This is a genomic window from Nocardia sp. CC213A (genome assembly GCF_030766805.1).
GTDB classification, from domain to species: domain Bacteria; phylum Actinomycetota; class Actinomycetes; order Mycobacteriales; family Mycobacteriaceae; genus Nocardia; species Nocardia otitidiscaviarum.
On the sequence record NZ_JASFXA010000014.1, the window covers coordinates 125198 to 144915 of the forward strand.

Annotated in this window: 21 protein-coding genes; 3 read left to right on the forward strand and 18 right to left on the reverse strand. The window is 69.0% G+C overall.

The features are described from left to right. Window positions 1-79: 79 nt before the first annotated feature. Window positions 80-1483 carry a wax ester/triacylglycerol synthase family O-acyltransferase gene (locus QJS31_RS24360; protein WP_282785454.1) on the forward strand — a complete coding sequence of 468 codons (1404 nt, stop codon included), beginning with the start codon at window positions 80-82 and terminating at the stop codon, window positions 1481-1483. 13 nt (window positions 1484-1496) lie between these two features. Here QJS31_RS24360 and QJS31_RS24365 read toward each other — a convergent pair whose 3' ends face one another. The 3 genes from QJS31_RS24365 to QJS31_RS24375 all read right to left on the reverse strand — a co-directional run bounded on the left by QJS31_RS24365 (window position 1497) and on the right by QJS31_RS24375 (window position 4583). Further along, window positions 1497-2435 carry an alpha/beta fold hydrolase gene (locus tag QJS31_RS24365; protein ID WP_282785455.1) on the reverse strand — a complete coding sequence of 313 codons (939 nt, stop codon included), beginning with the start codon at window positions 2433-2435 and terminating at the stop codon, window positions 1497-1499. Between the two features lie 32 nt (window positions 2436-2467). Further along, the gene (locus QJS31_RS24370) at window positions 2468-3427 is read right to left on the reverse strand and encodes an expansin EXLX1 family cellulose-binding protein (protein WP_306357785.1); all 960 of its coding nucleotides are present in this window, start codon (window positions 3425-3427) and stop codon (window positions 2468-2470) included. 157 nt (window positions 3428-3584) lie between these two features. Continuing rightward, window positions 3585-4583, reverse strand: a complete 999-nt coding sequence (locus tag QJS31_RS24375) for a zinc-binding alcohol dehydrogenase family protein (RefSeq protein WP_306357828.1) — start codon at window positions 4581-4583, stop codon at window positions 3585-3587. A gap of 214 nt (window positions 4584-4797) precedes the next feature. Here QJS31_RS24375 and QJS31_RS24380 point away from each other — a divergent pair, with 214 nt between their 5' ends. Further along, the gene (locus QJS31_RS24380) at window positions 4798-5790 is read left to right on the forward strand and encodes a TIGR03557 family F420-dependent LLM class oxidoreductase (protein ID WP_306357786.1); all 993 of its coding nucleotides are present in this window, start codon (window positions 4798-4800) and stop codon (window positions 5788-5790) included. Between the two features lie 24 nt (window positions 5791-5814). Here QJS31_RS24380 and QJS31_RS24385 read toward each other — a convergent pair whose 3' ends face one another. Genes QJS31_RS24385 through QJS31_RS24435 form a run of 11 tightly spaced genes read right to left on the reverse strand, consistent with a single transcriptional unit; the run spans window position 5815 to window position 15579 of the window. Next, complete coding sequence (locus QJS31_RS24385) at window positions 5815-6651, reverse strand: TetR/AcrR family transcriptional regulator (protein WP_306357787.1); 837 nt, start codon at window positions 6649-6651, stop codon at window positions 5815-5817. Continuing rightward, window positions 6648-7349, reverse strand: a complete 702-nt coding sequence (locus tag QJS31_RS24390; protein WP_306357829.1) for a TetR/AcrR family transcriptional regulator — start codon at window positions 7347-7349, stop codon at window positions 6648-6650. The genes QJS31_RS24385 and QJS31_RS24390 overlap by 4 nt, the downstream gene beginning before the upstream one ends. Next, window positions 7289-7924: a hypothetical protein gene (locus QJS31_RS24395; protein ID WP_282779060.1), complete on the reverse strand. Its 636-nt coding sequence runs from the start codon at window positions 7922-7924 to the stop codon at window positions 7289-7291. The genes QJS31_RS24390 and QJS31_RS24395 overlap by 61 nt, the downstream gene beginning before the upstream one ends. A 30-nt stretch (window positions 7925-7954) precedes the next feature. After that, window positions 7955-8902, reverse strand: coding sequence for an MlaD family protein (locus QJS31_RS24400; protein WP_282779062.1), 948 nt, complete (start codon window positions 8900-8902; stop codon window positions 7955-7957). Further along, window positions 8899-9915: an MlaD family protein gene (locus tag QJS31_RS24405; protein WP_282779063.1), complete on the reverse strand. Its 1017-nt coding sequence runs from the start codon at window positions 9913-9915 to the stop codon at window positions 8899-8901. Before QJS31_RS24405 ends, QJS31_RS24400 begins: the two co-directional genes overlap by 4 nt. After that, window positions 9912-10832 carry an MCE family protein gene (locus QJS31_RS24410; RefSeq protein ID WP_282779064.1) on the reverse strand — a complete coding sequence of 307 codons (921 nt, stop codon included), beginning with the start codon at window positions 10830-10832 and terminating at the stop codon, window positions 9912-9914. The genes QJS31_RS24405 and QJS31_RS24410 overlap by 4 nt, the downstream gene beginning before the upstream one ends. After that, the gene (locus QJS31_RS24415; RefSeq protein ID WP_306357788.1) at window positions 10833-11846 is read right to left on the reverse strand and encodes an MlaD family protein; all 1014 of its coding nucleotides are present in this window, start codon (window positions 11844-11846) and stop codon (window positions 10833-10835) included. Then, window positions 11843-12850 carry an MCE family protein gene (locus tag QJS31_RS24420; protein WP_282779067.1) on the reverse strand — a complete coding sequence of 336 codons (1008 nt, stop codon included), beginning with the start codon at window positions 12848-12850 and terminating at the stop codon, window positions 11843-11845. The genes QJS31_RS24415 and QJS31_RS24420 overlap by 4 nt, the downstream gene beginning before the upstream one ends. Then, window positions 12847-13875: an MlaD family protein gene (locus QJS31_RS24425; protein ID WP_306357789.1), complete on the reverse strand. Its 1029-nt coding sequence runs from the start codon at window positions 13873-13875 to the stop codon at window positions 12847-12849. The genes QJS31_RS24420 and QJS31_RS24425 overlap by 4 nt, the downstream gene beginning before the upstream one ends. A 2-nt stretch (window positions 13876-13877) precedes the next feature. Then, complete coding sequence (locus QJS31_RS24430; RefSeq protein WP_282779072.1) at window positions 13878-14747, reverse strand: ABC transporter permease; 870 nt, start codon at window positions 14745-14747, stop codon at window positions 13878-13880. A 1-nt stretch (window position 14748) separates the two neighbouring features. Beyond that, on the reverse strand, window positions 14749-15579 hold the full coding sequence (locus tag QJS31_RS24435; RefSeq protein ID WP_029932341.1) for an ABC transporter permease: 831 nt from the start codon (window positions 15577-15579) through the stop codon (window positions 14749-14751). Between the two features lie 207 nt (window positions 15580-15786). Here QJS31_RS24435 and QJS31_RS24440 point away from each other — a divergent pair, with 207 nt between their 5' ends. Then, window positions 15787-16719: an alpha/beta hydrolase fold domain-containing protein gene (locus QJS31_RS24440; protein ID WP_282779073.1), complete on the forward strand. Its 933-nt coding sequence runs from the start codon at window positions 15787-15789 to the stop codon at window positions 16717-16719. A gap of 191 nt (window positions 16720-16910) precedes the next feature. Here the strand turns inward: QJS31_RS24440 and QJS31_RS24445 are convergent, their stop codons facing one another. Genes QJS31_RS24445 through QJS31_RS24460 form a run of 4 tightly spaced genes read right to left on the reverse strand, consistent with a single transcriptional unit; the run spans window position 16911 to window position 19669 of the window. After that, a complete protein-coding gene (locus tag QJS31_RS24445) occupies window positions 16911-18086 on the reverse strand; it encodes an NAD(P)/FAD-dependent oxidoreductase (RefSeq protein ID WP_306357790.1) in 1176 nt (391 codons plus the stop codon). Beyond that, window positions 18083-18268, reverse strand: a complete 186-nt coding sequence (locus tag QJS31_RS24450) for a rubredoxin (protein ID WP_029932338.1) — start codon at window positions 18266-18268, stop codon at window positions 18083-18085. Before QJS31_RS24450 ends, QJS31_RS24445 begins: the two co-directional genes overlap by 4 nt. Next, window positions 18261-18449, reverse strand: a complete 189-nt coding sequence (locus tag QJS31_RS24455; protein ID WP_282779076.1) for a rubredoxin — start codon at window positions 18447-18449, stop codon at window positions 18261-18263. Before QJS31_RS24455 ends, QJS31_RS24450 begins: the two co-directional genes overlap by 8 nt. Further along, the gene (locus tag QJS31_RS24460) at window positions 18449-19669 is read right to left on the reverse strand and encodes an alkane 1-monooxygenase (protein WP_306357791.1); all 1221 of its coding nucleotides are present in this window, start codon (window positions 19667-19669) and stop codon (window positions 18449-18451) included. Before QJS31_RS24460 ends, QJS31_RS24455 begins: the two co-directional genes overlap by 1 nt. Window positions 19670-19718: the final 49 nt, after the last annotated feature.

The window sequence follows — 19718 nt, forward strand, 5'->3', positions numbered from 1 at the left end:
AACGGATCGGCATCGACCGGTCGGCGACGAGCCCGCCGAACCCGGCCCGAAGTAGAACGCGTTTCCATAGTGTGTCGATATGGAAAGACTCACCGGACTCGACGCCAGCTTCCTCTACCTCGAAACCGACAGTCAGCTGCTGCACGTCTGCGCGCTGCTCATCCTCGATCCGAACGCCGACGGCGCGGGATACGACTTCGACGAGCTGAAGGCCGAACTGGGCCGTCGCCTGCATCTGGTCCCGGCCATGCGCCGCCGCCTGCACACCGTACCGCTGAATCTGGATCACCCGGTGTGGGTGCGGGATTCGGCCTTCGACCTCGATCACCACCTGCACCGCGTCGAGCTGCCCGCACCGGGCGACGACCGGGCGCTGGCCGACCTCACCGCCGAGATCGCGGGGCGGCCCATGGACCGCGGCCGTCCGCTCTGGGAGATGTGGGTGGTGGAGGGCCTGCCGGACGGCAAGATCGCGATGATCGCCAAATACCACCACGCCATCGTCGACGGCATCACCGGCACCACCATGATGATGCACCTGTGCGATCTGGAACCCGGGGTGCGCTATCCGGAGCCGGATCCGGCCGAGATCCCCGGGCCCGAGCGCGAACCCCACGATCTGCTGCTGGCCGCCGAGGCCGCGCTGCGGTTCCCGGGGAAACTCGGCATGGTCGGTCTGGTGCCCAGGACCGTGGGCATCCTGGGCGATCTGGTGCGACGGCGGCGCGAGCAGTCCTCGGGCATGCCGCTGCCGTTCACCGCGCCCCGCACCCCGTTCAACAGGGCCATCACCGCGCACCGCGCGGTGTCGTTCGTGGCCACCGACTTCGCCGATATCCGCGAGATCAAGGACGCGTTCGGGGTGAAGGTCAACGATGTGGTGCTCGCCGTGGTCGGCGGCGCATTGCGCGGATACCTCGAAACACACGGCGCGCTACCGGATTCCACCCTCATCGCCTCGGTGCCGGTGTCGGTGCACGAGACCTCGCGGCATACGGAGGGCACCAACAAGGTCTCCACCCTGTTCGCCCGCCTGCGCACCGATATCCCCGATCCGGTGGAGCGGCTGCTGCTCATCGCGCAGGACAATCGCAGCGCGAAGGAGGAGCACAATCTCATCGGCGCGGACTTCCTGCAGGACTGGGCGAAATACGCCCCGCCCAACATCTTTCAGCTGGCGGCCCGGGCCTACTCCGCACTCGAGCTCGCCGAGCACCATCCGGTCGTGCACAACCTGGTGGTGTCGAATGTGCCCGGACCCAGCTTCCCCATGTACTTCCTGGGCCTGCGCATGGACGCCCTGTACCCGTTCGGGCCGGTCTTCCACGGCGCCGGCCTCACCAGCACCGTGCTCACCTGCGACGGCACGATGGACTTCGGCTTCATCGCCTGCCGGGAACTGGTCCCCGACGTAGCGCGTCTGGCCGACCTGGTGCCCGAGGTGATCCGCGAACTGCTCAAGGCCGCCCGCGAACGACACTGAGCCGCAACGTCACTCAGCGCCGCTCGACGACCGACTCCAGCGCCTCGAGGAACACCGGGACGAAGACGTCCGCCTCGAGCACGCAGGCCGCGTGCCCGGCGGGAGCGAGGAAGATCTCCGCTCCCGGAATCATTGTCGCCATCTCCAGCTGCCGGTAGACCGGCAGCGCCCGATCCCGCGTGGTGATCACCACTGCGGTCGGCACCCGCAGCGACGGCAGCCACGGCGAGGAGTCGAAGCGCCCCAGCGTGGCGATCACCTGAGTCAGCGCCCAACCGCTGAGACTGCGCATCTGCCCCATGGCCCACCGGTCCATCCGCCCCACCGGCCAGGTCGCCTCGGGCAGCTCCGGCAGCCGGGTGGCCTTGAGATGCGCTCGCCGCCACGACAATTCCGAGACGCTGGTGGCGAAGGCCGCCATGGCCCGATGAAAGGCGCGCTCGCGCCACTTCTCCTGGAACCGGTAGGTGGTGGCGGCCAGCACCAGCCCGCCCACCCGGTCCGGATGCCGGTGCGCGACGAGTTGGGCGGTGATGCCGCCCATGGAGTAGCCCGCCATGATCGGCCGGTCCACGGCCAGGACGTCGGCCAGGGCGACGACGTCATCGGCGACCTCGTCGAGATCGAACGTCTCGGACCGGATGCCGTGCCCGTGCCAGCGCTGGTCGAACAGCACCACCCGGTACCGCTCGTTGAGCTCCTGCAGCGATGGGAACCAGTTCAGCATGGCGGTGGTGGCCGCGCCGTGCAGCAGGAAGACCGTCTCCGCGTCCGGGGTCGGGCCGGGCAGGTCCACCACGTAGGTGCGCCCGCGGCCGGGCAGCTCCACCATCGATCCCGCGGGAACCTCGGTCAACCTGGATATCCGCGAGGACAGCCGCCGGGAGCGCGGGCGCTGCGCCGCACCCCGGGACGGATCGCGCTCGGACAGTTCCATTCTGGGGTTCGTCATCGAAAACCTCCCGGCGTACCGCTCCCCGGCGGTCAAATTGGAACACGTTTCACTATGGATGATGCCATACTCCGGTGAACGAATCCCCAGTCGCAGGACCGCGTCGCCGGGACCACGGTGGTGACCAGCGTGGTCACCGGGATGGGCGACGGCGGGGCGGGCAACGGCAGCGCGGGCAATTCGTAGAGCGCGATATCGGTGTAGCGCACCCGCGCCGGTTCCAGGACGATGCCGGGCACCAGCACATCATGGCCGTAGATATCGGACACCATGGCGGTGAACGGGCCGGGGCCGAGGCCGGAGGCGGACCAGTAGTTGTCGTAACCGCGCCGCAGCGGCCGCCAGTCGCCACCGGATTCCGGCCGCAGCGCCACCTGCCGCAGCGGATTGCCGGTATTGGCGAACAGCAACCCCAGCCAGTCCGCCGAGACACCCTGCTGCACCCGGTACGACAGCGACGGCGGCGGAGTCGGATTGCGCACCTTGCTGATCCGAATCCGCGCGACCCCGGCGGCCGGGTCGGCGACCTGCGCGAAGGCGGCGGCGCTCAGGTCGTACTGATGCGGTGCGCACCCCGGACAGCGGTCCACGATCTGGGCGCGCACACTGCCGAGCGGGCCGTCGATGTCGACGTAGGTGCCACACGCGGCGGAGCTGTCGTACTCCCCCGTGGGCACCCCGATGTAGAAGCCGTCGAGCGGCAGATCCGGGAAGGAGCAGGCCACCCCCTGGCCGAAATGGTAGAAGCGCGCCTCCCGCGACTCCTCCGGCAGGCGTTCCTCCAGCGTCGGAAGCTGTTCGGGTGCAATCGGACTCGGTTGCACGATGGGCGGTACGACTTTGACGGTGGTGATCGACGTGGTGGTGGTCTGGCAGGCGGCGGGCTGGGGGCGCGCGATCCACATCGCCCCGGCGACCACCGTCAATCCCGCCAGCGCCGTCCACAGCCAGGGTCTGCTGCTCCGGACCTCTTCGTGTCCTGTGCGGTGCATGGCCGCTCCCCAACCTCCGAATCAGGTTTGCTGCAATGATGCTGAACACTTTCAGGAAAGCATCAGTGCAGCTGACGCATGACTTGAATCGGAAACTCGGAATGGCAGACTCGGCGTGTCGACGGCGTGTCCGGTGGTATCTCCCCCGCCCGACCGGTCAGGGGACCAGGACCGCCGCGCCGGCGAAGCGCCCGTGCGCCAGATCGGCCAGCGCACGGTCGGCCACATCGAGCGGATAGGGGTGCACGGAGACCTCGAGCCGGTGATCGGCGGCGAATGCCAGGAATTCGCGGGCGTCGGCGCGGGTATTGGCGGTGACCGAACGGATCTCCCGCTCCTGGAACAGGTGCCGCTGATAGTTCAGCGGCGGGATGTCGGACAGGTGGATCCCGGCGATGGAGAGCACGCCGCCCCGGTCCAACGCCGCCATGGCCGGGAGTACGAGATCACCCACCGGAGCGAAAAGAATTGCCGCGTCCAACTTTTCCGGCGGCGGGTCGGCCGCGCCCTGCGCCGAGGCGGCACCGAGTTCCAGGGCCAGTTCCCGCGCCGCCGAATCCCGGGTCATCACATGGATTTCCGCGCCTCGCGCCAAGGCGACCTGGGCGGCGAGATGGGCGCTGCCGCCGAAACCGTAGATCCCCAGCCGACCGCCCGGGGGCAGCGCGGCGCGTTCGAGGGCACGGTAACCGATGATGCCCGCGCACAGCAGCGGCGCGAGCCCCCCGTCGCTGTAACCCTTCGGCAGCGGATGGGCGAAATCCGCGGGCACCGTAGTGTATTCGGCATAGCCGCCGTCGGCGTCCCAGCCGGTGTAGCGTGAGTTCGGGCAGAGGTTCTCCGCGCCGCGCAGGCAGTGCCGGCAGCGACCGCAGGTATGGCGCAGCCAGGCGATGCCGATCCGCTCCCCGACCGCGAATTCCCCTGCCCCGCCGCCGGTTCCGACCACCTCCCCCACCACTTCATGGCCGGGGACGACCCGGGGGCGGTGCACCGGCAGATCACCCTCGGTCACGTGCAGATCGGTCCGGCACACGCCGCAGGCCAGCACCCGCACCAGCAGCTCCCCCGGCCCCGGTGCGGGTACGGCGTCCCGCTCCCACCGCAGCGGTCGACCGTCGATCGGACCGGGCCGCTCGACCCGCCACGCCGCCATGTACCCCGTGCCGCCCATACCGCACCGCCTTCCGCCGCCGTACGCCGACTCCGCCCGTATGCCGAGCTTAGTGCGCGTACCGGCGGCGACGCCCGCACCGGTTCACCGCGCCCGCAGCGGGTAGCTCCCCCATGTCCCCCGGTAGCCGACGACCACGAACCCGCGACCGCCACGGTCGCGGAGTCCTATCCCTACCAATGATGAGGAGAACCCTGTGACTCGCTTCGGATACACCCTCATGACTGAGCAGAGCGGACCGCGCGAACTGGTGCGCTACGCGGTGGCGGCGGAGGAGGTCGGATTCGATTTCGCCGTCATGAGCGACCACTACTTCCCCTGGCTGGCCGAGCAGGGGCACGCGCCGAACGCCTGGACCGTGCTGGGCGCGGTGGCGCAGGCGACGCGGCGGATACCACTCATGACCTATGTGACCTGCCCGACCATCCGATACCACCCGGTACTGGTGGCGCAGCAGGCGGCGACGCTGCAGATTCTGGCGGAGGGCCGCTTCACGCTCGGGTTGGGCAGCGGTGAGAATCTGAACGAGCACGTGGTGGGTCAGGGGTGGCCCGCGCTGGCGGAGCGGCACGACCGGCTGCGGGAGGCGATGCAGATCATTCGGGAACTGCACACCGGCCGCACGGTCGAACAGCAGGGCCGCTGGTACCAGGTGGATTCGGCCAAGATCTGGGACCTGCCGGAGCAGCCGGTCCCGATCGCCGTGGCGGTGTCGGGATCGCGCTCGGTGGACCGCTTCGCGCCGTTGGCCGACGAGATGGTGACCACCAGCCCGGACGCCGATCTGGTCGAGCACTGGCATCGCACCCGGGAGCGGGTGCTCGGCGAGGCGGTGCCCGCGCGGGTGACGGGTCAGCTACCGATCAGCTGGGATACCGACCGGGATGCCGCCGTGCGCCGGGCGCACGAGCAGTTCCGCTGGTCGCTGGGCGGCTGGCCGGTGAACAGCAATCTGCCGACGCCGGAAGCGTTCAGCGCCGCCACCGGGAGCGTGCGGCCCGAGGATGTGGCCGGGCAGATTCCGTGCGGACCCGACCTGGACGCCATCGTGGCGGCGGTGCGGCCCTATCAGGAGGCCGGATTCACCGATATCGCCCTGGTGCAGATCGGTGACGAACGCCAGGAGGAGTTCCTCGCCAAGACGGCGGGTCCGCTACTGGAGGCGCTGCGCGCGGCGGATTCGCCGTGAGCCGCGGCACGCGCAGGTCACGGCTCACGGCCCCGCGGTCTCGGCTCCCAGCCCCGCGGTCTCGGCTCCCAGCCCCGCGGTCTCGGCTCCCAGGCCCGCGGTCTCGGCTCCCAGCCCCGCGGTCTCGGCCTCCGGCCGCCCGGCGTCCCGCCCCGTGGTCTCGGCCTCCAGCCCCGCGGTCTGGGCTTCCGGCCCTGCGGTCTGGGCTTCCGGCCCCGCGGTCTCGGTTGCCAGCCCGGCCGCCTCGGCTCCCAATGCCGTGGCGAGGAAGTCGGTGAGCTGGGTGCGTACCCGGTCGCGGGTCAGGCCGTGCCGTTCCCCCTGCACCGCGGTCAGCAGCGCCGACATGAGCACCGACACCAGCACCTCACCGCCGACGCGGGTGTCCAGTCGGTCGTCCAGATAGCCGTGGGCGATGCCGTATTCCATCTCCCGCACTGCGGTGTCGCCGTCGGTCTGGGCATTGCGCATGATCCGGTCGAGCACCCGGTCGTCGATCGAACTCGCTTCCAGCAGTAGGAAGTTCACCAGCCCGGGTTCGCTCGCCACCAGGTCGTAGCAGCGGTCGACGATGCGGCCGTAGCGGGCACGGAATTCGTCGAGGGTGGCGGGCGTCGGCTCGTCACCCATCAGGCGCTCCCGGATCACCGCGAAGCAGTGGTCGATGACCGCGTCCAGGATGTCGCGCTTGTTGGCGAAGTAGTTGTAGAAGGTGCCGTGGCTGACGCCCGCCAGACTCGCGACATCGTCCACGCCGATGGCGCGGTAACCCCGGCTGGTGACCAGCGCGTAGGCCGCGTTCACCAGTTCGGCGCGGCGGCGGGCGGAGTGGGCGACGGGGTCGGGCCGGTCCGCGCTCATCCGTCGACCGCCCGGACCCGCAGCGCCTTCTCCACCATGATCAGCACCATATCCGTGCTCTGCTTGCGCACGCGCGGCGTTCCGGTGCCGAGGAGTTCGCGTACCACATCCGGCAGAATGAGCATGACGATGGTGTGCGAGAGCACGTCGGCGTCGATATCGGGACGCAGCCAGCCCCCGTCCATGCCGCGCTGGAGTTCCCCGGCCACCCAGGCCGCCACCATCGCCTCCAATCCCAGCAGCCGCCGCGCCAGTTCGGGATCGACGGCACTGGCTTCGACCAGCAGCAGCCGCAGCAGTTCCGGCTCCCGCTCGATGAGGTCGTGCAGCCGGTCCGCGCCCGCACGCACGCCGTCGATGAGTTCGACGGCGCTGCCCGCCACCCCGATGAAGGTCTGCGGCTGCCACGCCTCCATGAGCTTGTCGACGCCGAAATCGAGGACGTGGTCCAGGATCTCGCGTTTGCTGTGGAAGTAGCGGTACACCGTGCCCTGGGCGATCCCGGCCTGCGCGGCGATCGCGGACACGGTGGTCGCCTCGTATCCCCGGGCGGAGAACACCGCGTAGGCGGCTTCGACTATCTGCCGACGCCGCCGCAGTGGGAGTCCCGACTGCGGCGGTCGGCCGCGGCGCGGAACTATTTCGCGGTCCCGTCCTTGACCACGGTGTCCTTGGGTCCGTAGTCGACGACCTGCCAGGTGCCGTCGTACTCGGCCACGGTCACGGTGAGCAGGTTCGGTTTGGTCACCGGCTCGGGCTGCTGCACGTTCTGGGTGCGCTGGGTGGCGAAGACCGTGACCACGAACTGATCGTTGCCGGTGGCCTCCACCGAGGTGCCGAGTACGTTCCCGGTGGCGACCACCTGCGCCTCGGTCATGATGGTGGCGAGCGTGTCGTGCACGTCGTCGTAGCGCTGGGTCAGGCCCGCCGAGGCATCGCGGCGCACCGCGTCGAAGAAGGCGGGCAGCTCCCGGTAGTCGTAGGTGAGCGAGCGCAGGGTGTAGTCGCGGGCCACCTCGGCCGCCCGGGCGCGATCGGCCTGATCGTCGCGCAGGGCGTTCAGGTCCCCGGCGGCGTGCTGCCAGCTCACCCCGAAGGCGACGGCCAGCACGCCGAGTACGGCGGCGGCCACCCCGATCAGGTAGTGCGGGCGGCGGATGCCGTTGGCGGGCAGTGCGGTCGGCGGCTCCGACCGGGTTTCGGCCCGTCGCGCCGCGGCGCCGGTCTTCTCCAGTCGCACCGTCGGTTCGGGGGTCTTGTCGATATCACTCACGGTGTGTCCTCTGCTCTCGGTGTCGAGCGGTCAACGGGGACCGACGGTCACATGGGCGGCGCCGTCGCCCGGAAAGACGGTCGCCAGCAGGTCGATGATCGAACCGGCGTCCACGCGTACGGGTTTGATGGTGCTGGTCGCCGGTTTCAGAACCGTGGCGATATGGCCCAGATCCGGGCCCAGCAGGGCGATGTAGTCGTCGATGCGCTGCACCAGCGGCCCGATCGGGTCGGTGAACACGTGCTCGCCGACGTAGGAGAAGTCCTGGAAGGAACGAATGATGTGCAGCAGTTCGGGCAGCGCCGCCGTCACATCGCCGGCGGTGGCGCTGAGCGTGGGTGCGCGACCGTCGAAGTTGTCGCCCAGGGTCTGCACATTGGCGTAGAGCCGGGCGATGGCGTCGCGTTTGTCGCGCAGCATGCCCGCGGTGAGGGTGAGCGCCCGAGTCAGATTCGCCACGTCGGCGTCGCGGCCCTCGAATCCGGCGGCGACGGTGGTGGCCAGTCGCTCCAGCTTCAGCGGGTCGATCTGCGCGGTCAGCGCGTCCAACTTGGCCAGGGCGTCGCCGACGGTGGTGGCGATGCGCACCTGCCGGGCGGGCACGATGCTGCCGTCGCGCAGATAGGGGGCCGCGGTGCCGGTGGGCCGGAAGTCGAGGAACTGCTCTCCCGCCGCCGACAGGTTCGAGACACGCACCTCGCTGTCTACCGGAATCCGGTAGCGCGCATCGAATTCCAGCCGCACCGCCAGCCCCACGGAGGTGGCCTCGATGGAGCGGACGCGCCCGATGGGCATCCCGCGCAGCGTCACCTCGGAGGTCTTCATGAGACCGCCGGAGGTGTCCACCAGCACGGTGATGGCGTGCGAGTCGCGGCGCGGGTCCAGGTTCAGCACGCCGACGGCCATATAGCTGCCGCACACCAGCGTGAGCACCAGCAGCAGCACCAGCGACATCGGTCCGGAGAGTGAGAGTTTCACGGCACCATCCCCATCGAACGCAGCACCGTGACCAGCTCGTCGGCGTCGGCCTGGGCATCCACCCCGCGGAGGTGGACATCCGGTGCGTGCAGAAACGGAATCAGCTTGTCCCGCAACAGCGTGTGGAACGCCTCGAGGTTCGCGGGCACGGTGATGTCGGCGTAGGCGACGGTCAGCGCCGTCGGGGCCAGAATCGACACGATGCTGCGGAAGTCGCCCGCGAGCGGCAGCAGCAGCTCTCCCGCCTCGTCGGCCAGCACGCCCGCACCCGCGATCAGGCGCACCACATTGAACAGCACATCCGCCAGACCCGCGGCCCGATCGGGACCCAGGGTGAGGATCTGGTCCACCGCGGCCCTCCCGGACTCCAGCTTCCCGGTGATCTGCTGCGCCGCGGCCAGAATGCGGTCCAGTTCCGGGGTGTGCGAGGACAGATCGGTCAGCGCCGCCCGGCCGGCCCGGGTGATGCGGTCGATCTCGGCCGGATCGGTCGGGAAGGCGGCGTTCACGTCGGCGACCAGCTGTTGCATATCCGACCAGCGTCCGCCGGTCACGATATTGGACAGCGCCCGCAGGATGTCCTCCACATTGGTGGCGGGCACGGTCTGCCCCACCGGGATGACATCGCCGTCCTGGAGGAAGGCGACTTCACTGTCCCGCGGCGGTTCCAGGGCGATGTGGATATCGCCGAGGATGGTGCTCTGCCGCAGTTCCGCGGTGGTGGTCTTGGGCAGTCGCGCATCGGTTTTCAGCTCCACGGTGGCCACGGCGGTGGTGCCGACCAGGTCGATGCGGTCGAGCATGCCGATCTCCACGCCGTCGGCGATGACCTTGGCACGATCGGGCAGGTTGAGCACCGAACCGAATTCGATACGCACCGTGTAGGTGTCACCGCTCGGATAGGTGCCCGGAATGGGGATGTCGGTGGCGCGCACGCCACAGCCGCTCAGGGTGAGCACCAGGCCCGCCGCCAGTGCGGGCAGCAGCCTCCGGCGCAGCGTTCGACGGGTCATCGCGCACCCGCCTGCGGTAGTCGCGCCGCCAGCGGCGGCAGTTTCGACAGCAGGTCGCCGATATCGCCCTGGCTGTTGATCAGCTGTTTCACCTGTGGCAGGTACTGATCCAGCAGGGCGTACACCTGCTCGTCGTATTTGCCGACATTGCGGGCGATCACCGGCAGGAACTCCACCGCGAGGTCCACCGCCCCGGCGAACTCGGCGGAGAACTCGCCGAGGAGCTGAATGCCCTGGCGCAGATTGTCCAGCAGCAATGCCATATCGGGCCAGTTGCTCACGAACATGGTGGTGAGGGTGTCGAGGTTCTCCACCAGTCGCCGGAACACCACATCGCGCTGGCCGGGATCGCCGACCACCTGCGACAGCTCCCGCAGCAGCAGGTTCCACTGCTGGCCGGTATCGGCCAACGCGCTGTCGGCGGCGGTGAGGGTCTGGTCGATGAGGGTGTCCTCCGGTGAGCCGCCGCCGGTGAGGTCCCCGGCGATGCGGCCCATGGCGTCGAGGGCCTCGCTGATGCCCACCGGAGTCTTGGTGCGCTCCAGTGGGATACAGGATGCGGTGTCGAACTCCGGCCCGCCGGTGTGCGGCTTGGTCAGTTCCACGTGCCGGTCGGTCACGATGGAGCTGGACATGGTGACCGCCTGGATATCGGCGGGCAACCGCACGTCCCCGTCCACGGTCATGGTGACGCGCATGTGGTCACCGCGCGATTCGATGGTGGACACCGTGCCGACCTCGACGCCGAGCATGGTCACGCTGTTGCCCTCGTACAGGCCCACGGTGTCGGTGAAGTCGGCGCAGACCCGCCGTGTCGAATCGGCGCGCACCGAGTTCACCCATGTCACCCCGGCCACGCCGGTCGCCACCGCCACGGCGGCGGCCCCGGCCACGAGTGCTGTTCTACCCCAGTTCATTCAGCACGCCTTGCCTTCGTAGGGAACGCACACCCGCACACCGTTCTCCGGCCGGTCGACAGCGACCTGGACGCCCAGCATGGCCGAGAGTTTGTCGACGACCTCCCGGATGCCGGCGACCACGGTGTCGATGCGGCTCGGATCGGCCATCACCTTGGAGAAGATCTGCTCGATCTCGGTGATGGGCGGTTCCAGCGTGTCGCCGTAGGCCATGAGCGGCCGGTGCAGGATGAGAAAGAGTCGCTTGATCAGACCGAAGACCCGTACGATCTGCTCTTTTCGATCGCCGAGCTGGTCGGCCACCGTGCCCAGCTGCTGCACGAAACCCGCCAGCATGGCCTTGTCGGCGGCGATGGCGGCGATGTACTCGTCCGATACCTGGAGGGCGGTGTCGAGCTGGCGGGACCGGTCGGCGAGTATGTCGGTCAGCTCGGCCGCATTGCCGATCACACCGCGCAGCGCGTCCGGCTGGCTGGTCAGCGCGGTGTTCAGCTCGGCCATGGTGGCGCGCAGAGTCTGCGCGTCGATCTTGCCCATGACGGGCGTCGCGTGGTCGAGGATATCGCTGAGTTCGAACGGGACGGTGGTGCGCTCCGGCGGAATGTGCTTGTCCCCCAATGCTTTCTCGCCGGTCGGCGTGAGCGAGAGGTAGTGCCCGCCGATGGGGGTCAGCATCTTCACCTCGACGCTGGCCAGCTCGCCCACGTGCACCGCGCGGTCCACCCCGAACCGCACCTCGACGTGGTCGCCGACCAACTCCACCGACCGCACCTCACCGACATTGATCCCGGCGACGCGCACCTCGTCCCCGGGGCGCGCGCCACCGGACACCCGGAAGTCGGCGGTGTAGGTCCGCTCGCCGATCGGTATCACATACAGCGCGCCCGCGATCAGCAGCAGTACCGCGCACACCACGACTCCCGCCGCGCCCCAGCGCAATTGACTCGGCTGATCGCCGCGCCCGGTCACCAGTTCGCGGAGCGCACCCGCGACCATGTCCACATAGCGTTTCACTCGCACACCACCAGGTTCTGACTGCCGAGCACCACACCGCCGATATCGGGCACCACCGCTTCCCCGCTGGAACAGGTGATGCGGGGGCGGTAACCCTCGCCGGGCACCGCGTTGTTCAGCCCGGACACCAGGCCCGGAGTGAGCGCCAGCAGTTGGGTGAGTATCTCGGTCTGCGGTACCAGCCGACGGAGCAGTCCGTCGATCGGCCCGTAGGCCACGTCGTAGGCGTCCCGGCCCTCCTCCAGGATCGGAATGAGCGGGGTCAGCACGCGGTCCCCCTTCTCGATGGCGGCGATGACGCCCTGCATCCGATCGGTGAACTGCCGCAGGATCTCCGAGAGCTGGTCGACCAGCGCCCCCACCGCATCGGATTTGCCGCCGATCTCCTGCGACACCACCCCGAGGTTCTGGATGAGCAGCACGATCACCGCCTCGCTGTCGCGGGCGTGCGCGGTGATCCGGTCCAGATCGGCGAGTACCGGGCCGATACCGGAGCCGTCGCCCTGGATCACCCGCAGCAGATTGGTGCCGAACTGGTTGAGCTGCTCGGGCTCCAGGGTGTCGAACAGCGGTTTGAAACCGTTGAACAGCTTGGACACATCGAAGCTGGGAATGGTGCGTTCCACCGGAATCACACCGCCCGCGGGCAGTTTCACGGCGCTCGGACGCTCGGTGAGCAGTTCCACGTACCGCTGGCCGATGAGGTTCTGATAGCGCACGGCGGCCTGGGTGGTGTCGTAGACGGGCCGGGTGCGGTCGACGGTGAAACGTACCCGGGCCCGATCCCGGTCGAGGTCCACCGATTCCACCTTCCCGACCGCGACGCCGGACATGCGCACCGAGTCACCCTCGTACAGGCCCGAGACATCGGTGAACACCGCCTGGTAGACGACCTTGTCGCCGGGGACGGGGGTGCGCAGCGCGGTCACGATGAATCCCGTGCAGGCGGCGACGATCACTCCGAAGACCGCGAGTTTCGCGGCAGCCGAACCGATTCCGTTCATCGCGCACCCCCTGCCAGCGAATCGGCCAGGTACGGCATGGTCTCCACGATCAGCTCCAACTGCATCTGCACCTTTCCGTCCACCACCGGGAACGCACCGTCCACCGCGGCGAGCAGGGCGGGAATCCGGTGATAGGCGGGGGCGACGGTGCCCAGCGACACGCTGATCGGCACGGCCAGGTCCAGTACCGCCCCGAGAATCCGTTCCAGATCGGGGTTGTTGCGGTCGAGCAGTTCCGCGATGCCGACGAGCACCTGGGTGTACGCACCGTCGGTGGCCTGGTTGGTGCGTTCGCGGTTGGTCTCGTCGCCGAAATAGGCGCTCTGCTCCAGGATCTGGAGGACGGCCCGACCCACCGGCGGGGTGAGGTCGGCGAACGCCTCGGTCATGTCCGCGCCGATGGCGAGGTAGTGGGCCAGCGGCGCGCGCTGACCGTCGGCCATCATGCGCGCGGTCTCGAAGAACGAGCTCAGCGTGGGGCCGATGGCGTCGGCATTGTCCAGCAGCAGATCGAAAAGCCTGCGCACGCTGTCGGAGTCGAGTACCGCGGTGAGCCGGGCGGCGCGGCGGAAGACCCCCGCGACCGTGGCGTTGGCGGCATTCTCCCCGATGGACAGGGTCGCGCCCTCACGCAACGGGTCGCCGTCGCCGGTGGTCACCAATTCGATGGCGCTGGACCCGAACACGTTCGACGAGGTGAAGCGGGCGGTCACATCGTCGGTGAGCGCCCGCGCCTGAGCGCGATCGAGTTCCACCTCGATGCGCTGCTTCCCGTAGCCGACCGTCTCCACCGTGCGCACGGTGCCGATGGCCAGCCCGCGGAACTTCACCTCCGCCCCGGGGGCCAGCCCCTCGCCGAGGGTGGCCGCGTCGATGGTGAGTTCGAATCGGTCGGCGAAACCGCCCTTGGCGTAGGTGGTGACGACCGTGGCCGCCACCGCGATGACGACCGCCACCACGAGTCCGCGCAGGCGCAGCGCCCAGCGTCCGGCGCTGCGGCCGGAATGGTCTACGAATACCGGCATGACTACCCCGAAATCCTGATGCCGACATCCAGGCCCCAGAACGCGATCGTCATGATCATGTCCAGGATCACCACGCCGACCAGGCTGGCGCGGATGGCGCGGCCGGAGGCCCGGCCCACCCCCTCCGGGCCGCCGCTGGCGTAGAAGCCCTGATAGCCGTGGATGAGAATGATGACCACTACGAAAACCGTTGCCTTGACCAGTGATGCGAGCACGTCACCGGGTTGCAGGAAGGCGTCGAAGTAGTGGTAGTAGGTGCCCGAGCTCTGCCCGTGCAGCACATTCACCACCGTCGCGCAGGACAGATACGACAGGATGAGGGTGAGCAGGTGCAGCGGCACGATGGTGACGACCCCGGCGATCACACGGGTGGTCACCACGAAGGACATGGGCCGGATGCCGATGGCCTCCAGCGCGTCGATCTCCTCGGAGATGCGCATGGCCCCGATCTCGGCCGTCATCCGGCAGCCCGCCTGGGCGGCGAACCCGATCGCCACCACCATGGGCACCATCTCCCGGGTATTGGCGTAGGCGGAGACGAATCCGGTGAGCGGACCCATGCCGACCATGTTCAGCGCGGTGAAGCCCTCCACCCCGATGGAACCGCCGACCGCGATGCCGAGGAAGACCAGCACCGCCACGGTGCCGCCGCCGACGATGATCGCCCCGGAGCCCCAGGTGATATCGGAGAGGATGAGCAAGGTCTGCCGCCGGTACACCCGCAGCGTGTGCGGGATGGCGGTCAACACCTGATAGACGAAAGTCGCCTGGTGTCCGAGGGATTCGAACAGCGAATTCGGTCCGTCGACGGATTTGCGGGCCGCGCGGCCGACCGCGCCGAGCGGTTGGTAGCGAGCTGGTGCCTGGGTCATCTCACCCCACCTGCTGCGGTAGGAACATCGACACCAGTTGGGTGATCACCAGATTCACGCCGAAGGCGGCGATCACGCCGATCACCACGGCGGCGTTCACGGCATTGGCGACGCCCTTGGGTCCGTGGGTGGCCTCGAGTCCGCGCTGACAGGACACGATGAGCACGATGATGCCGAAGATGACCGCCTTCACGATGGCCACCGCCAGATCGCTCATCTTGGCGAAGGCCGCGAAGGCGGACAGGTAGCTGCCGGGAGTGACGCCCTGGAAGCCGACCGCGATGACATAGCCGGTGAAGACGCCCATGAAGATGATGAGCATGCACAGCAGCGGCGTGAGCGTGATCATGGCCGCCAGCCGCGGCGCGACCAGTCGGCGCACCGGGTCGATTCCCATGGTGCGCAGGGCATCCACCTCATCGCGAATGGTGCGCGCCCCCAGATCCGAGGCGATGGCCGATCCGGCCGCGCCGCCGAGCAACAGCGCGGTCACCATGGGCGCACCCTGCCGGATCACCCCCAGGCCGCCCGCCGCGCCCGATACCGAGGTCGCGCCCACCTGCTGGGTGAGGCTGCCGACCTGCACCGCGACGATGACGCCGAACGGAATCGCCACCAGCACAGCGGGAATCGCCGTCACGCTGACGATGAACCAGCCCTGCTGTACGGTATCTCGCCACGGATGCCGCAGCCGGACGATATCGATGAACAGCCACCGGAAGGCCGCCACCGCCAGTTGCAGTGTCCGACCGAATGTCCGCAGCCCCGAGAGTACGAATTCGAGCACCTCCCGAACCAACGGTTCCGGTGCACGAAAAGCCCTGTCGACCAATGTTTACCACCCCACAGCCCCACTGCTTGGTCGATATCGCTCGGCCCCACAGCCGATGGCGTGACCCTATAACAGTTTGGTGACTGACGTGTCAGTCGTCACGAAGTTTGGCGGAATACATCACTGCCAGTTTTCGTGACGGCCACCACAGTAACCGCGCGGCTACCGACCGGGAGGTTCGACGCGGTCGAGACGTATGGTCGATCGATGGAGCCGAGTTTCCTCAGCCGCGTGGTCCTGCCCGGATTCCTGCGCGTCACCCGCCGCAACCGCCCCTTCCGCACCGCCGAGGGCGCTCGCCGCCACATTCGCGAACGCACCCTGCGGCCCCGGCCGTACGGTCCGCCGCGCCGGTTGCGGTCGGACGTGGTGGTGACCGTGGACCGCGATCCCGGCTGGCCGGTCTACACGCTGACGCCGCGATCGGGTGCCGCGCGCGGTTGCGTGGTGTATGCCCACGGCGGCGGCTGGGTGAACGAGATCGCGTCCCAGCACTGGGCGCTGGCCGCCGATATCGCGGCGCGCGCCGGAACCGCCGTCGTGCTGCCCATCTATCCGCTCATCCCCTACGGCACCGCCGGGCAGGTCGTCCCCGCCATCGCGAAACTGGTGCGGGACAAGGGCTCCGAGTACGGCGAGGTATGCCTGGCCGGGGATTCCGCGGGCGGCCAGATCGCCCTGTCCACCGCCCTGCTGCTGCGCGACGAGCACGACGTGGTGCTGCCGCGCACGGTATTGATCTCCCCCGCCCTGGAGCTGTCACTGAGCAATCCGGAGATCGACGCGGTGCTGCCGCGCGATCCGTGGCTGGGCCGCCACGGCTCGCGCGTGCTCACCGAGCTCTGGCGCGGCGATCTGCCCTTCACCGACCCCCGCGTCAGCCCGCTGGCGGGCGAGATGTCCGGCCTCGGCCCGCTCACCGTCTTCTGCGGCACCCACGACATCCTGGTGCCCGATACCCGACTGCTGGTGGCGAAGGCCCGTGCGGCCGGTGTCGAGGTCGACTACCACGAACAGCCCGGCCTGGTGCACGTCTACCCACTCACCCCGACCCCGGAGGGCCGGGCGGCGCGCGGGGTGATCGTCGATCGACTGCGAGCGGCGCTGACGCCGAAGCCGATCCGGCAAGCCGAATCCTGAGCGTGCCCCTTCCGCACCCACGCGGCGAGTATCCCCCGAGATGTCGTGAATCAGCGCCTGTTGATCCGGTACCTGCCGCGGAGAATCCGAGCACCGTCACCACGACGCACCCGCGCTGGTGACACACCCGCGCTGGCGAGTTCCGCACGCAGGCGAGTTCCGCACGCGATGCGCGGAACTCGCCAGCGCCCTCAGGGCGACGTACCCGTTCCAGATTCCAGCTCGGCCGCGAGTCGGGCTCGGGCCGAGCGGAATTCGGCGGCGCGGCCGATGGCGGCCACGCCCACCGGCCGGTCGGCGCACGTGGCCTGGATCAGGACGCTCGGGGGGTCGAAGCTGCCGTCGACGACGATCTCCTCGGCCCGGTCGAACCGGCCCGCGAATTGCAGGTTCACGCCGTACTGCGTCGACCAGCCCCAGGCCGCCTCGCGGGGCGGCGGATCGACGCCCAGCATGGCCTTCGCGGCCGCGGCCCCCTGCGACTGGGCGCTGTTCCAGTGCTCCTCGCGGCGGTGCGTGCCGAGCGCCGGGTCGAAGCGGGCGGCGGCGTCACCGGCGGCGAAGATGCCGGGCACGGAGGTGCGGTGGCGGTCGTCCACCAGGATGCCGTCGGCGACGGCCAGCCCGGCGGCTTCGGCCAGGCCGGTGTCCGGGGTCGCGCCGATGGCGATCAGGGCGGTGGGGGCCGACCAGGTGCGGCCGTCGGCGGCGGTGGCGAGCACCCCGGTGTCGGTGTCGTCGAGGCGGTCGAGCAGGACGTCGGTGTGGATCCGGACGCCGTGATCGGCGTGCAGCCGCCGGTAGTACTCGCCGACGGCGGCGGGGACCACCCGATCCAGGGGCGTGGGCCCGGCGTGCAGCACCGTGACGCGCACACCCAGCCCGGCGAGCGTGGCGGCCACCTCGCAGCCGATCAGTCCGGCACCGACGATCAGCAGCGAACCGCCGTCGAAAGCGGCCGCGCGCAAGGGGTTCACATCGGCCACACCGCGCAGCGTGTGCACAGTGCGCGCGGCACCGGGCAGGCGGCGGGGCCGCGCGCCGGTGGCCAGCAGCAGCCGGTCATAGCCGAGCATGGTGCCGTCGGACAGGCGCACCTTGGCGGCGTCCGGTTCGATGGCCTCGACGCTGGTGTCGGTGCGCAGGTCGATGTCGAGGGCGGCCCAGGTGTCCGCCGACTCCAGCAGCGTGCGGGGTTCGGCGGCGGTCGCGGCGAGTATCTCCTTGGAGACCATCGGCCGCCGGTACGGCAATCCGGACTCGGCCCCGACGAGCACGACCTCGCCCGAATAACCCTCGCGGCGCAGGGTTTTGGCCGCCGTCGCCCCGGCCACGCCCGCACCGGCGATCACGATGCGTCCGCTCATGCGCGGCTGACCTCGACCATCTCGAAATCGGCCTTGGCCGCCCCGCAGTCCGGGCAGGACCAGTCCTCGGGAATGTCGTCCCAGCGGGTGCCGGGTTCGATGCCGTCCTCGGGCCAGCCCAGCGCCTCGTCGTATTCGAAACCGCACTGGATGCAGCGGAAGAGCTTGTAGTCGTTATTCATGGGCGGGTCCTGTTGGGGTGGAGAGGGATTCGAAGTCGATCTTTTCGCGCACCCCGCAGTCCGGGCAGCACCAGTCGTCGGGCACCGCCGACCACGGGGTACCGGCCGGAAAACCCTCGCGGGGCGCGCCGGCGGCCTCGTCGTAGACGTACTCGCACACGGGACAGCGGTAGGCGGGCATCAGCTCGCTCCGTACCGCGCCAGCACGCGCTCGCGCTTGCCGGGCTGGATGTTCGCGCGGGTGATGTCACCGCCGTAGTGCGCGAGCACCCGATGGTCCATGACCCTGCGCCACAGCGGCGGGAAGTAGGCCAGGCCGATCATGCTCGCGTAACCGCTGGGCAGATTGGGCGCGCCGTCCATACTGCGCAGAATCTGGTAGCGCCGAGTCGGATTGGCATGATGGTCGCTGTGCCGCTGCAGGTGGTACAGGAAGATATTGGTGACGATGTGGTCGGAGTTCCAGCTGTGCTCCGGCGTGCAGCGCTCGTAGCGGCCGGAGGTGGTCCGCTGCCGCAGCAGCCCGTAGTGCTCGAGGTAGTTCACCGTCTCCAACAGTGAGAAACCGTAGACGGCCTGGATCACCAGGAACGGCAGCACCATCGGGCCGAAGACGGCGGCCAGCGCGCCCCACAGCACCACCGACATCAGCCAGGCGTTGAGCACGTCGTTGCGAATCGTCCACGGCGACTTGCCCAACCGGTGCAGCCGCGCCTTCTCCAGCTCCCACGACGACTTCAGGCTGCCCCACACGCTGCGCGGCAGGAACGCCCAGAACGATTCGGCGAAGCGGGCGCTGGCCGGATCCTCGGGAGTCGCCACCCGCACGTGGTGGCCGCGGTTGTGCTCGATGTAGAAGTGGCCGTAGCACGTCTGCGCCAGCGTGATCTTGGACAGCCAGCGCTCGAGTTCGTCCTTCTTGTGGCCGAGTTCGTGCGCGGTGTTGATGCCGACACCACCCATCACGCCGATGCTCAGCGCCAGCCCGATCTTGGAGATCAGACCCAGCCCGCCGTCGATCCCCAGCCACGACAGGTTGTCGGCCGTCCACAGGTAGGCCGCGAACACCAGGCTCAGCAGCTGGAACGGAATGTAGGCGTAGACGCAGTAGCGGTAGTACCGGTCGGCCTCCAGCCGCGCCATCACCTCCTCGGGCGGGTTCTGCCCGTCGGGGCCGAAGAACCGGTCCAGCAGCGGCAGCAGCACGTAGACCAGCACCGGGCCGATCCACCACCACAGCGGGGATACGGCCTGCCAGCCCAGTTGATTGAACGCCCACACGAAGCCGGTGGCCAGGAAGATGGCGGTCGGCGCGACCAGGCCGAACAGCCAGAGGTAGCGCTTGCGATCGCGCCACTGCGGGGTCGCGTCCAGGGACTCGGGGTGTCGAGATGTCGTCATTGTCGATCTCCTATTTACACTTCATGACGAAGTGTATTCATTACATACA